The organism is Pseudomonas cichorii, assembly GCF_019719005.1.
Taxonomy (GTDB): domain Bacteria; phylum Pseudomonadota; class Gammaproteobacteria; order Pseudomonadales; family Pseudomonadaceae; genus Aquipseudomonas; species Aquipseudomonas cichorii_E.
Genome location: NZ_JAIGPJ010000029.1, coordinates 32,372 through 45,619 on the forward strand (window position 1 = coordinate 32,372; position 13,248 = coordinate 45,619).

General features: G+C 55.6%; 10 protein-coding genes. 7 read left to right on the forward strand and 3 right to left on the reverse strand.

The genetic code is table 11. The features are described 5' to 3' along the window. Window positions 1-59: 59 nt before the first annotated feature. On the forward strand, window positions 60-1,625 hold the full coding sequence (locus K5D32_RS19200) for a PAS domain-containing methyl-accepting chemotaxis protein (RefSeq protein ID WP_025259336.1): 1,566 nt from the start codon (window positions 60-62) through the stop codon (window positions 1,623-1,625). A gap of 77 nt (window positions 1,626-1,702) precedes the next feature. Here the strand turns inward: K5D32_RS19200 and K5D32_RS19205 are convergent, their stop codons facing one another. After that, window positions 1,703-2,380 carry a hypothetical protein gene (locus K5D32_RS19205; protein ID WP_025259335.1) on the reverse strand — a complete coding sequence of 226 codons (678 nt, stop codon included), beginning with the start codon at window positions 2,378-2,380 and terminating at the stop codon, window positions 1,703-1,705. A gap of 564 nt (window positions 2,381-2,944) precedes the next feature. On the opposite strand from K5D32_RS19205, the gene K5D32_RS19210 reads away from it, so the two are divergent. Continuing rightward, window positions 2,945-3,412 carry a hypothetical protein gene (locus K5D32_RS19210; protein WP_260407454.1) on the forward strand — a complete coding sequence of 156 codons (468 nt, stop codon included), beginning with the start codon at window positions 2,945-2,947 and terminating at the stop codon, window positions 3,410-3,412. 47 nt (window positions 3,413-3,459) lie between these two features. Here K5D32_RS19210 and K5D32_RS19215 read toward each other — a convergent pair whose 3' ends face one another. After that, window positions 3,460-5,352, reverse strand: a complete 1,893-nt coding sequence (locus tag K5D32_RS19215; RefSeq protein WP_260407455.1) for an autotransporter outer membrane beta-barrel domain-containing protein — start codon at window positions 5,350-5,352, stop codon at window positions 3,460-3,462. A gap of 702 nt (window positions 5,353-6,054) precedes the next feature. On the opposite strand from K5D32_RS19215, the gene K5D32_RS19220 reads away from it, so the two are divergent. The 3 genes from K5D32_RS19220 (at window position 6,055) to K5D32_RS19230 (ending at window position 10,425) form a co-directional block, all read left to right on the forward strand. Continuing rightward, window positions 6,055-7,932 (forward strand): hypothetical protein, encoded by a 1,878-nt coding sequence (locus K5D32_RS19220; RefSeq protein WP_221594381.1) that lies wholly within the window; start codon window positions 6,055-6,057, stop codon window positions 7,930-7,932. Window positions 7,933-7,975: 43 nt separating this feature from the next. Next, window positions 7,976-9,877 carry a hypothetical protein gene (locus tag K5D32_RS19225; protein ID WP_409372882.1) on the forward strand — a complete coding sequence of 634 codons (1,902 nt, stop codon included), beginning with the start codon at window positions 7,976-7,978 and terminating at the stop codon, window positions 9,875-9,877. An 89-nt stretch (window positions 9,878-9,966) separates the two neighbouring features. Further along, complete coding sequence (locus tag K5D32_RS19230; protein WP_221576509.1) at window positions 9,967-10,425, forward strand: hypothetical protein; 459 nt, start codon at window positions 9,967-9,969, stop codon at window positions 10,423-10,425. On the opposite strand, the gene K5D32_RS19235 is transcribed toward K5D32_RS19230, so the two are convergent. Then, a complete protein-coding gene (locus K5D32_RS19235) occupies window positions 10,426-11,112 on the reverse strand; it encodes an alpha/beta family hydrolase (protein ID WP_221601436.1) in 687 nt (228 codons plus the stop codon). 90 nt (window positions 11,113-11,202) lie between these two features. Here K5D32_RS19235 and ccoN point away from each other — a divergent pair, with 90 nt between their 5' ends. Together ccoN and ccoO are read left to right on the forward strand one after the other, a co-directional pair. Then, entirely contained in the window at window positions 11,203-12,627 is a 1,425-nt protein-coding gene (gene ccoN, locus K5D32_RS19240) for a cytochrome-c oxidase, cbb3-type subunit I (protein ID WP_221576507.1), read from the forward strand. A 10-nt stretch (window positions 12,628-12,637) separates the two neighbouring features. After that, window positions 12,638-13,246, forward strand: coding sequence for a cytochrome-c oxidase, cbb3-type subunit II (gene ccoO / locus K5D32_RS19245; protein WP_025259327.1), 609 nt, complete (start codon window positions 12,638-12,640; stop codon window positions 13,244-13,246). The last annotated feature ends 2 nt before the right edge of the window (window positions 13,247-13,248 follow it).

The following is a 13,248-nucleotide window of genomic DNA, read 5'->3' on the forward strand; positions in this document are numbered from 1 at the left end:
TTTACAGACTCGTTTGCCGATAACTCTCCGAAGCCTATTGGATCGAAGGACCGAAAGCCATGCGTAACAACCAGCCAGTCACTCAACGTGAACGGACATTCCCTGCTGAACAGCGGTTGATTTCCACCACCGATACCAAAGGTGTAATCACCTACTGCAACGAGATCTTCCAGGAAGTCTCGGGGTTCAGTCACGATGAGTTGATCAAGGCGCCGCATAATCTGGTTCGCCACCCGGATGTCCCCTCCGCCGTTTTCGAACACATGTGGACCACTCTGAAAAGTGGCCAGCCGTGGATGGGCATCGTCAAGAACCGCTGCAAGAATGGCGATCATTACTGGGTCAACGCCTATGTGACGCCGATGTTCGAGAACAGGCAGGTGGTGGGTTTCGAGTCCGTGCGTGTCAAACCGACCGCCGAGCAGATCAAGCGCGCCGAAGCGCTGTACGCACGTATCAACAAGGGCAAGTCGGCCATTCCGGGTCGCGACAAATGGCTGCCGGTGCTGCAGGACTGGCTGCCGTTCATCCTGGTCAGCCAGTTGAGCTTCATGATCGGCGCCTGGCTCAACTCCCACTGGGGCTTCATTCTCGCCGCGGCATTGTCTGTGCCGCTGGGCCTGCTGGGCCTGACCTGGCAGCAGCGTGGCATCAAACGCCTGTTGCGCCTGGCCGAACAGACCACTTCGGACCCGCTGATCGCGCAGATGTACACCGACAGCCGAGGCCCGCAAGCCCGTCTGGAAATGTCGATCCTCAGCCAGGAAGCGCGGATGAAAACCTGCCTGACCCGCCTGCAGGACACCGCCGAACACCTGAACACCCAGGCACGCAAATCCAACTCGTTGGCCAATGCCAGCTCTTCGGGGCTTGAGCGCCAACGGGTCGAAACCGAACAAGTGGCAACCGCCATCAACCAGATGGCTACCACCACTCAACAAGTCGCCAGCCACGTCCAGCGCGCGGCCGATGCCAGCCAGCAGGCCAACCAGTTGACCCGCCGTGGCCGGGATATCGCTGGCGAAACCCGCGAGGCGATTCAGCGCCTGTCCACTTCCGTGGGCGAAACCGGTCTGACCGTCACCCAACTGGCCAAGGACAGCGATGAAATCGGTGGCGTGGTAGACGTGATCAAAGGCATCGCCGACCAGACCAACCTGCTGGCCCTCAACGCTGCCATCGAGGCTGCACGCGCCGGAGAGATGGGTCGTGGCTTTGCCGTGGTTGCCGATGAAGTGCGTCAACTGGCACAGCGCACCACGGAGTCCACCGGACAGATCCATGGCCTGATCGCCAAACTGCAACAGACGGCCAACAATGCCGTGCAGACCATGAACTCCGGCCACCGTCAGGCCGAGGAAGGCGTTGCGCGGGTGCTGGAAGCAGACGAGGCATTGGTGGGCATCAGCGAAGCGGTCGCCAACATCACCGAGATGGCCACCCAGATCGCTACCGCCACAGAGCAGCAAAGCTCGGTCGCCGAAGAGATCAGCCGCAACATCTCCACCATTGCCGAGCTGGCCGACCAGACCTCCGATGAGGCCCATCGCTCGGCAGTGCTCAGCTCCGAGCTGACCGATACGGCCAACTCGCAATACTCGCTGGTTGAGCGCTTCAATCGTTAAGCCCGCACGGCAACAGACAAGCCCCGGTCAATGCTGATTGACCGGGGCTTTTTTACGAAGATTGAAACAGTGCGACCTTATTTCACTTTGCGGGAAAGGTCATCGAGGGAGCGCTTCACATTACTCAACTCACTCTGCTGACTGCTGAGATCGCGCTTGAGGCTGGACAGCTCACTTGAGCTGGAGCTGCTACTTGACCCAGAGCTACGCTTCAAGTCATTCACCTGCCCCTCAAGCCTGGCCACGTCGCGCCCCTGCTCATCGACCTTGCTCTTGAGGCTGGACAGTTCACTGGAGCTGGAGCTGCTACTTGATCCTGAACTACGTTTCAAGTCATTCACCTGCCCCTCAAACTTATCGATGCTGCGACTCTGCTCATCAACTTTTCGTTTGAGAGTGGAAATTTCGCTATCACTGGAGCTACTGCTTGAAGCAGAAGTCTTGCTGTTGCGCTTGAGTTCTTCAATGGCCTTGGCCTGCTCCTCGACAATCTTCTTCAAACTTTCCAGTTCACGGGTATTACTGTTCGTGCCCGTCCTTATCTCCTGAATATTACCCACTGTAAAATCCGAATTACGCAAGGCCGTTCCTCTTCCGTAATCGGTAAAGCTGGTCACGATATTATCGGTACTGCTGGCACGGGAAGGATTGATCTCAACCGCTGCGTTGGCCTGTGAAAACGCCAGGCCGGTAATCAATAAAGCAAGAACGCGAACACGGGAAACAGCACGAGGGATTTTGAAGAAACCAGCCATGATCCAAGTTCCATGCGAGATGCCGAAGTGGCACATTGCTATGATGCTGTTTTCTTCAAATAGTTCGCTGCATGCCCAACTATTTTTTCATACTCCCGGCCACGACCGGCATACGAAACCCTTGAGTCTGAGCGCCTGAAGCAACCTGAGCCTTGTGCCGCCCCTCAAAAACCACACGCATTCAAGCATTGAAACGCGGAGCATAAATTCATTTGAATTTACAGCCATAAAATATTTTAGAAGGGCTTTTCTGATAGAGATGTATGTAGTTTCCATGCATCTTAAAAAGCGATCAAAATTCACAATAACTCTCTAATTGCAATCGCAACTTATTTCAAATAATTTCAAGCATGCGCTTTCTTTAAGCCACACGTCACTCTCTATTACGCGCCACTACCGGCGCCCCGTCTGCTCTGAAACTTTATTTGTAACAGCACATCATCAAACACCCTACTCCGGCATCAACCAGGCCACCCGTTTGACCAAATTTCTGCCTGTATTTTTAATGGCCATACACCACAGCGACCTTATCCCGAACATTAAAACTTTCATACAGGCACCCCCATGGACAAACCGACTCAAGACGACATACTGCCACCCACCCATAAAACAACAGCCTTGCCAGGACAACCTGATATATCGTCCAGCCTCAAGGCACCGATAGTGCCGGGCATCAATACGGATGCGATTACCTGCGAACAGATTCATGCCGGTATATCCATTCATATCCCCTACTCGCCCCTGATGCAGCGTGAAGACCTCCTCGTCTTCCACTGGGGCCTGCATCAATCCTCAACGCCACTGCTTCATCCTTTGGGTAGCAGCACGGTCGTGCGGATCCTGTGCATTACCTACAACCTGATTCCCCACCCCCAATACGGCCTCGTGGATATTTATTATGAAATACACCGCGCCAGCCATTTGATCGGCACCTCGCCTGTTCTGCGCGTGATGGTCAACAAGCATGCGCCGCTCACGTCCAGACAGCGCCGCCGCAAACGCAGCATGAAACGTCGTCACCCGGGTAAATGAAAAAAGCCCCGGTGATCGCTCACCGGGGCTCGATTGACGGGGAACACTCAGAACGAGAGTCGCAATCCTACGTTGGCTCCCCAGGGTTGCTCGACATGCTTGCCTTTCATGTAATCGAAATCAGCGTGCAGTTGCAGCCGCTCTGACAGTGAAACCGAAACACCCGCCCCCAGCTCGGCGCGTGAACCGAACAAGTTGTTATCGAAGCGCGAGTCGTTGACCTTGACGTCATTGCTGCGGGAAAACTCCTGAGCCACCGCGACACGCAAGTAAGGCTGCAGCACGCCGCCATCCCTAAGCGCGATATTACGTCCCACCGAACTGCCGACCTTGCCCAGAACCGATTGGGTATCGCTGTTCTTCGCCTGCAAGCCGTTGTCCATGCGGTACTGATCGCCCTGAATGACAACACTGGCCAGTTGGGCGAAAGGCTCCAGGAAGTAATCATCGGCCAGCGCGATATGCCGTCCGAACTCCACCGATGCACCGACTCCCGTATTGGTGTAATCCCCCTTGGCTTTGCTGGCATCACTCATGGCGACATCGGACTTGTTACGGAAGTTGTTGAACTTGAGTACACCGTCCAGGTAGTACCCGTCATCCAGCAGCCAGGTGCCATAGGCGCCGACATAGTAGCTGCTGACCTTGCCCGTAGTGCCACGATTCAGGTCCAGATCGGAGGTGCTATAGCCACCCATGACACCCAGCAATAACTGACCATGGCTGACCTCAAGCGGCGCATCGGCACCCAGCGACAAACCCTGGTGCTTGTGCTGATACTCGACACCATCACTGGTGGTGGCATTGAAGCGATTGCCATAGGCACGCATCCATCCGCCTCCCTGGCCGCTGGCACGCACCTCGCCCATGCGGCTGCGCAAGGTCGACAACTCGCTCATCCAGATAACCGGCGCAGCATTGAACAGCGCCAGAGCGGCACTGGTTGAAGGGCTGATGGTCTTGTTGCTGCCAACAATGAACCAGTCGTTGCCCTGCTGCTCCAGCAGATAGGAATACGCCCCAAGGTCGACCCGACCGCCGATCAGACTGAACTGGGCATTGCCACCTTCGGTATGTACGACCTTCAAGGGCTCCATATCAGGCGATACCACCTCGACTCCGGTGTTGTGGACCCGCAACCCGAACTCGCCATTGGCCTGTCCGTTCACCTCGAGCAGATCCCCGACACCGTTATCCAGATCGACTCGCATACCAAAGAAACCATTCCCGGACAGCTCGCCCAACGACAAGGTATGAAACCCGTCCTCGCCAAAACTCACGCCACCGCGGTCCATGCTCAGTGACTCGACCGAGTTGTCACCGACCATTTGCCAGTGGGCACCAGAATCAACAGCCAGGCTATTGCCATTGATGATGTCGCCTGTGAGCTGGGCCTGATTCTGCAAGGTGACATTCAAGGTACTGCTGTCATCGGCAATCAAATTGCCGGTAAGGTTGCTGTTGTCGACCTTGAAATTAGCCGTACTGCGGTCAGCGACCTCCAGAAGGTTACCGTTGCCGGAAAGCAGGGTTGAGCCATTCTGGACGGCTATATCGACGATCGCACCAAACTGATCCGACTTGTCGATCCTGATCGCTGCGCCATTGATTCCTTCGATGATCGAATGATCGATCACAGCAGTGCTAGTGACACCGGCATTGCCATTACCAGGGATAAACGCCCCCTCAATGATTCTGATGCCATTTCTATCACCGCGAATATGGCTTGATCCCGTAATGACCGCATCGCCTCCTGACACGAGCAGCCCTTCCGCGTACCTGCCATCGGCCGAAACCGCGCCATAGACCCTGGTATTACTCATTTCAAGCCGACTTAGCTGGCTCAAGCCTATGCCATAGCCGAGGCCGGATATATCGCTGTCGTCTATCTTGGCCCAGGTTCCCGGATTGACACCTATCTCTCGGGTTCCGAGTGACATGCCGACACCCTTATCATTTCTGACAATTGCATGATCCAGAGTAATCCGACTGTCAGTGGCATCGACGCCACTATTCACTGTTCCGTAGTTGACCACCAACCTGGAGTTATCAACCAGTACATGATCTGCCACACCACCACTCAGAACATTCAGTAGGCCATTACGGTTTACAGAATAAGAATGAACGGGCGTGGAGGAATCTACCGTTTCCTCTCGACCATCTACCGGAATAGTAGCCATGGCCCCATGGCCTGCAACATTCACCCAGGCAACCTCGTCATCAGCTATAACTTCCAGCGCAGCCATCGCCCCCAGAAACACAACCGTAGACAAGACCTTTTTCTTTTCTTCCACACTTTTTCTATAAAGCACCTTTCATACTCCCGAATATGGAAGCAGGAGAGTTACTTATCAGACCGCACCTAAAAACCCGGAACACCCAAGCACAAAAGTAGGAGCATTCCCAAACACACAAAACATTTATCCTACAGAATTTCCTACAGCCTCTAGTTCACAACCAGAAAAAACCTTTAACACCGTAAAAATATCTACCACCCCCATTGACGAACACCAAAAAAATCGATTACGTCAGTTCCGCAGCTAGAGAATCCATTGGCCAATATCATCTTTTCAGCTGGCAGATTGTCCCTGATACGAAAACGCCTACAGGGCTTATTTTAAAATTATTTCAAGGAAACAAGCATGCAACATCAACCGCAACTCCCCATCATCATTGCTGACAAAAACGCTCGTGAACAAGATGATAGCCTGAAAGCTCCGGATGTAGCCGTCGCTTTTCATGACGAAGATACGCCCGGGCTTTTACCAATATCCGAATTGACTAAACCGGTCATTGTAGATCTGGAGGTATGGGCAGGCGCTCAACCGGGTTACACCTATTCACTCCATTGGGACGGAGAAACAGTAGGCCCCGAAAAACCGATTCTTGATACTCAGCGCCCCGGGGATCCACTGACACTGGAAATCCCTGTTGACTTGCTGACCGAAGGAACGCATACACTGCAATATCAAACATTTAACCCAGAGAGTCAGATCAGTAACGAATCCAATGTATTCAATCTGGTGATTGACCTGACCGCTCCCGGAAAACCGGAACTCAGCGCCATCCTGTTTCCCCCGGAAGTACAGAATGGATTGACCGCGGCCGAACTTGCGCAACTGGGCGGGAAGCTGGACGTTCAGATTGCCGGCTACACCGGCATGGCAAAGCATGATGTGGTCCAGACTTACTGGGGCACGACTATTGGCCCGCAAGCCACCGTCACTGAAGATGACATGGGCCTGGACAGGGTTGCGATTACCTTTACCCGTGCCTTTCTGGAAAGCCTGGGAGAAACGGAACAACTGGTCAAATACAAGGTTTTCGACCGGGCAGGCAACGCGTCCATCGACTCAAATCCTGTGCCCATAACCCTCAAGCTGCAGGATATTCCGGCCAACTTCCCGGCTCCGATCATCGACCCCGGAGTAGGAACCCTGATCGATTATGCAGAAGCGCAGGCAGGCGTTCAGGTGGATATTCCCAAGTATCCGGGTGCCAGCCCTTTTGACATGATCAGGTTGTTCTGGGGGCAGAATAATCCACTGGTTCCGGTCGCTCTTCCACCGGGTAACGAGAACGAAGACATTGTGCTTTCGTTACGTATTCCCTACGAGACACTCAACCGCAACCCTGTGGGCAGCGTGCAAGTCTTCTACGAAGTTACACGTCAACTGGACCTGGCAGGCACGTCCCTGAGTAGTACCATTGATGTTTTCCTGACGTTGCCGGTTCCAACACCGCTGGAAACCTTTATCGTCCAGGGCACCAGCGTGGAAAGCCCCAACACCACGGACAACTTCATTGACGAAGAAGACTATGAACTCAATGCCCTGGGGGTCGTGAAGTGGAATACCGGCTTTGCTATCAGCGATAACCTGAATCTGTTCTGGGGAGATCAACAAAAGCTCCAATGGTATCAAATCAGGGCAACGGATATCGCTGCTGCCCGGGACCTTCTTATTCCGATCGATAATGCAATCATGAGGGCACAAGGAACCGGTGCGGAAATTCCTGTGCATTACACGGTGACACGTGCCGGGAATCCCAACCCTGTAAAGTGCCCGGTGCAACTTGTGACGGTCAGGTCCAAGGAAGAACTTCCGGGTGGCTCTGAAGGCCTGGATGGCCCGCCCTTCAAACTTAATGACGTGGGTTTCATTGCCCCGATTCTCAACCCCAATGGGGCAGACCTGCACATTGCGCCTTATATCAATATCGATGAAGGCCAGACACTGTTCTTGACCTTCAAGGGTTTTGATAAAAACAATAACCCGATTGATGCATCGAACTATACCGCCGACCGGACACTGGATAAAAATGATGTAGCGAACGGTTATACCTTCACGGTCCCCGACCGTAACCTTCGTATTCTCTGCACCGGCTTTGCAGAAGCCAGTTTCCGCGTTGAACCGCCTGCCGGAAGTAACCAGAGTGCTGTTACCTCAAAAGTTACACGTGCGCCGGTGAACATGCTCGATTCGGTTCAACCGACCTGCCCGATTCCTCCTTTCCAATAAAGATAGTGAGCGATCCGCACGCTATAAAATAAGGGAAATAAATATGAATACGTCTATATCTCCTCGTCGAGAAGGAGAACTTGAAGCACCTGAAATTCCTGCCGCACTCGAAAACGGAGTGTTGCCCATCGAATTTCTCGACAGGCCCGTTATTGTAAAGCTCAAGGTTTGGGAAGGTGCACGGCCAGGCTATACCTACCAACTGCTATGGAATGACATGACAGCTGGCCCCAAGAAACCGATTCTGGACAGTCATCTGCCAGGCGATGAGTTAACACTTGAGATCCCTGTTGCTCTGCTGACCGAAGGTGTACACGAGGTTGCCTATGAAACGGCGAACCCGGAAAGCCAAGTAATGGACACATCCAAGGCAACACGCCTTGAAATCGACCGAACCGCCCCCGGCAATCCGCAGTTAGGCCCCATCCTGTTCCCCGCCTTCGTTGACGACGGGCTGACTTCCGATGAGCTGGAAAACGTGCATAACGTGCTCAGAGGCAGCATTGCCAGTTACAACGGCATGAAGGAAGGCGATGTCATTCGCACTTACTGGAATGAGGTTCCCGGCCCAATCACCATGGTCAACAAGGACGATATGGGGCTGCAGCGGGTGAATGTGGATTTCGTCAGGTCGTTCCTGGAAACCATTGGCGATATCGAAGCACCGGTCTACTACACGGTGACCGATCAGGCGGGCAATCTGTCCATGAACTCGCAAGCCAGGCTCGTCAAGCTGCAGCTATCGGTACTGCCGGTACTGCCCGTCCCGATCGTAAAGGAAGCCAATGGCGACGTCCTAGACCCGGCCAATACGATCAATGGGGCCACTGTACAGATCGGCACCAGCGCCAACCTTGCCGCAGGCGAGCGGATCACGGCGCAGTGGCAAGGGCCAAAAGGCAGCGATATCAGAGAGAAGATCATCACGGCTGCCGATGTGGGCAAAGTCCAGGAGCTTGTGTTTGCAGCAGCGCTGGTCAATGCCAATGCCGGCCAGACCGTCGCGGTGTCTTATACCGTCAACCGCCTCAACGGCACGGTGCAACAATCCGCAACCCTGGCTCTGAAGGTTCTTGATGCGCGCATAGAGCTGCCGGCTCCCACCATGGACACCGTCGGTGCCGATGGTGTGGTGATTCCCTCAAGAATCCCGGACTCCGGTGCAACCGTTCGTGTGTCCTACACAGGCATGAGCCCCGGCGATAGCGTGGTGGTCAACTGGCGAGGTGCAACAGCTTACGACACGCCCTCACAGGTTGTGGGCGGCAATACCGAGCTGCAATTCACCATCGCCAAAGCCCTGATCGTGGCCAGCGATGCAGCGACCGTCACCTACACCGTCACCCGCTCAGGTACAGCGGCCCTGTCTTCGACGCTGTGGCTGAAGATCAGCAAGGAACTGGAGTTCGATACCTCACCGGTGGTCCTCAAAGGCAAGGTCTATCTGTTGCCGGGTTATCCCGATCTGCTGCCGGCCATGCCGTCAGACACGACCGTCCAGCGCACGGCCAGCGGCGGGCAGGCGCCTTACACCTATCGCTCAAGCGATCCGCTGGTAGCCAAGGTGGACGGCAACGGCCTGACTTCGGCACGAGGCAAAGGCACGGCAATCATTTCGGTCACGGACAGCCTGGGGGCCATGAAAAGCTATCAGGTCACCGTTACCGGCGTGATTCATTGCCTGGGTATTGGCGCAGGTTCCTTCACAAAGATGGCGGCTGCAGCCGAGGCACAAGGCGCGCGTATCCCTTCCATCTATGAGCTCAAGGAAATCCACAGCACCTACGGCAGAAGCTGGCCAATGGGCAATGGCAATTACTGGTCCAGCACGGTTGCCCTGACCAACATCGTGGGCTGGAAATGGTACTACGTGAAAAATCTGGTCACAGGCGCAGACTTCAAATTGCTGCATCATAATGCCAGTCTTGGCGTCGCTATCCGATAAAGGCATAGCTGAAACATTCAGGGCGTTACCTGACAGCGTAACGCCCTCTTTTTATCTCTCCATGCGCGTCACGTTTCAAGAGCCAGACCATGCGCCACCCCGTCATTCCCTCCAGACGCTTCGTGCGCCCGCCCTCTTGCGAAGGCAGCTTCAAGGTCTGTGTCAACAGGCAACCGCTACTGGTTTCATCCCTGCTGGGCAGGTTGACCCTGCGCCCGGAGCTTTCACAGGCACCCAGCCACTGGATCTGGAAAATCATCGCCGACGGCAAGGTCGGCCACAAACGGACCAGCATCGGCCTGTTCTTCGACAAGGACCTGGAACCCGGCACTTACAACCTGCCGGGCAATGAGCGCATCAAAGTGGTCTACAACGAGAGCCCGCACTGGCAGAGCGTCATTTATCACTCTGCGCATTTTCAGGACGGTACTTTCACCCTGATTGAGGTCGACCGGCAAAACCAGCGTCTGCAAGGGGTGTTCAGTTTCAGTATCTCGGCGATTGATTTTGAAGTCACGGAGGGCTGTTTCGATGTGTACTGCACGTGATCAGGCCAGAAACCCTGCAATCTGCCGAGCCGACTCTACCAGACATTGCTCGTGGCTCAGCCCTGACACTTTCAAGGGCTTGAGATCATGGTTGGCGGTCGGCAGCCAATGCACAGTGATCGACGCCGACAATTCATAACCCCGCACCGTTTCGCGATCACCCAGCGCATCGCGCTCGCCCTGAATGATCAGAGCCCGCGTATGCAGATCGGCAAGGTGCGCCACCCGAGGCTTTTCGGGTTTGCCCACGGCATAGAACGGATAACCCAGGCACACCAGCGCATCGACCTGCAGTTCGTCAGCGATCAGGCTGGCCATTCTGCCGCCCATGGACTTGCCGCCTATGGCCAGACGCCCAGTGACATGAGGTCGCACACGCTCATGCACCTGACGCCAGCAATCGAGTAACTGAGCCTGTGGATTGGGCGGACGTTTACCCCCCGTGAGTCGCCGCTGAGCCATGTAGGGAAACTCGAAGCGCATGACGCTGACGCCCTGTGCAGCAAGGTGTGCAGCCATGTCATTCATGAAATCGCTGTCCATGGGCGCACCGGCACCATGGGCCAGAATCAGCGTTGCCTTGCCATCCCCCGCTCCCGGCTGCGCCGCCGTCCAGAGCCAGCCGTTGTCCCGTGCCAGTTGTACGCATTGATCCCTGTCAATACCGGCCTCTTGCCCATTGCCCATGCTTGCCTCGCTTCTGATGAGTCTGCCAATAACCCGGAGCTATAACCGTGCGTAATGGCCCCGACCAAGCTGGATGGGATACACACCTAAATGAACACAACTAACAGTACCGCCTATAACTATCAGGTGGTTCGCCAGTTCGCCATTATGACGGTGATCTGGGGAATTGTCGGGATGGGCCTCGGCGTTTTTCTGGCCGCCCAACTGGTTTGGCCTGAGCTCAACTTCAACCTACCGTGGACAAGCTTTGGTCGCTTGCGTCCACTTCATACCAACGCGGTCATCTTCGCCTTTGGTGGTTGCGCACTGTTCGCCAGCTCTTACTACTCTGTGCAGCGCACCTGCCAGACCCGACTGTTTCTGCCGAAACTGGCTGCTTTCACGTTCTGGGGATGGCAACTGGTAATCGTCCTGGCAGCGATCAGCCTGCCCCTGGGTTTTACGACCTCAAAAGAGTACGCCGAACTGGAATGGCCGATCGACATCCTGATCGCCGTGGTCTGGGTCGCCTATGCAATCGTGTTCTTCGGCACCGTGGCCAAACGCACCACCAAACACATCTACGTCGGCAACTGGTTTTTCGGCGGTTTCATCCTGACCGTGGCGATTCTGCACATCGTCAACAACCTGGAAATCCCGGTCAGCCTGACCAAGTCCTACTCGCTGTACGCCGGTGCAACCGATGCGATGGTGCAGTGGTGGTACGGGCACAACGCGGTAGGTTTTTTCCTGACCGCAGGCTTTCTGGGGATGATGTATTACTTCGTGCCCAAGCAGGCCGAACGGCCGGTGTATTCGTATCGCCTGTCCATCGTGCATTTCTGGGCACTGATCACCCTGTACATCTGGGCCGGTCCGCACCACCTGCATTACACCGCCCTGCCGGACTGGGCGCAATCACTGGGTATGGTGATGTCGCTGATTCTACTGGCCCCGAGCTGGGGCGGGATGATCAACGGCATGATGACCCTCTCGGGCGCCTGGCATAAGTTGCGCAGCGACCCGATCCTGCGCTTTCTGGTGGTGTCCCTGGCGTTCTACGGCATGTCGACCTTCGAGGGTCCGATGATGGCCATCAAGACCGTCAACGCCCTGTCCCACTACACCGACTGGACCATCGGCCACGTCCACGCCGGCGCCCTTGGCTGGGTGGCGATGATTTCCATCGGTGCGCTGTATCACATGATTCCGAAAGTCTTCGGTCGCCAGCAGATGCACAGCATCGGCCTGATCAACGCGCACTTCTGGCTCGCCACCATCGGCACGGTGTTGTACATCGCCTCGATGTGGGTCAACGGCATCACTCAAGGCCTGATGTGGCGCGCCGTGAACGAGGACGGCACCCTCACCTATTCCTTCGTCGAAGCACTGCAGGCCAGCCATCCAGGCTTCATCGTCCGTCTGGCCGGAGGCGCCATCTTCTTCGTCGGCATGTTGCTGATGGCCTACAACACCTGGCGCACCGTGCGGGCCTATAGCCCGGTCGAAGCCACCGCTGCCGCGCAGATGGCCTGAGGAGCTGAACATGAAACATGAAGTGATCGAAAAGAACGTCACCCTGTTGATGATCCTGATGGTACTGGCCGTCAGCATCGGTGGCCTGACCCAGATCGTGCCGCTGTTCTTTCAGGACGTGACCAACAAACCGGTCGAAGGCATGAAGCCCTACACCGCGCTGCAACTCGAAGGCCGCGACATCTATATCCGCGAAGGCTGCGTAGGTTGCCACTCGCAGATGATCCGTCCGTTCCGTGCCGAGACCGAGCGTTATGGTCACTACTCGGTGGCGGGCGAAAGCGTCTGGGATCACCCGTTCCTGTGGGGCTCAAAGCGCACCGGTCCGGACCTGGCCCGGGTGGGCGCACGCTACTCGGATGACTGGCACCGCGCCCATCTGTACAACCCGCGCAACGTCGTACCGGAATCGAAAATGCCTGCTTACCCGTGGCTGGTCACCCAGCAAGTGGACAGCAGCCATACCGAAGCCAAGATCCGCGCCATGCGCACTCTGGGCGTGCCTTACACCGATGCCGATATCTCCGGTGCAGTTGCCAGCCTCAAGGGCAAGACCGAAATGGACGCACTGGTGGCCTACCTGCAAGTGCTGGGCACTTCCATCAAGAGCAAGAGGTGAGC

What these genes read in the sequence shown, in the direction of transcription:
- K5D32_RS19200 (WP_025259336.1), top strand. Translation starts at nt 60, where the DNA reads ATGCGTAACAACCAGCCAGTCACTCAACGTGAACGGACATTCCCTGCT.
- K5D32_RS19205 (WP_025259335.1), bottom strand. Translation starts at nt 2,380, where the DNA reads ATGGCTGGTTTCTTCAAAATCCCTCGTGCTGTTTCCCGTGTTCGCGTT.
- K5D32_RS19210 (WP_260407454.1), top strand. Translation starts at nt 2,945, where the DNA reads ATGGACAAACCGACTCAAGACGACATACTGCCACCCACCCATAAAACA.
- K5D32_RS19215 (WP_260407455.1), bottom strand. Translation starts at nt 5,352, where the DNA reads ATGTCACTCGGAACCCGAGAGATAGGTGTCAATCCGGGAACCTGGGCC.
- K5D32_RS19220 (WP_221594381.1), top strand. Translation starts at nt 6,055, where the DNA reads ATGCAACATCAACCGCAACTCCCCATCATCATTGCTGACAAAAACGCT.
- K5D32_RS19225 (WP_409372882.1), top strand. Translation starts at nt 7,976, where the DNA reads ATGAATACGTCTATATCTCCTCGTCGAGAAGGAGAACTTGAAGCACCT.
- K5D32_RS19230 (WP_221576509.1), top strand. Translation starts at nt 9,967, where the DNA reads ATGCGCCACCCCGTCATTCCCTCCAGACGCTTCGTGCGCCCGCCCTCT.
- K5D32_RS19235 (WP_221601436.1), bottom strand. Translation starts at nt 11,112, where the DNA reads ATGGGCAATGGGCAAGAGGCCGGTATTGACAGGGATCAATGCGTACAA.
- ccoN (WP_221576507.1), top strand. Translation starts at nt 11,203, where the DNA reads ATGAACACAACTAACAGTACCGCCTATAACTATCAGGTGGTTCGCCAG.
- ccoO (WP_025259327.1), top strand. Translation starts at nt 12,638, where the DNA reads ATGAAACATGAAGTGATCGAAAAGAACGTCACCCTGTTGATGATCCTG.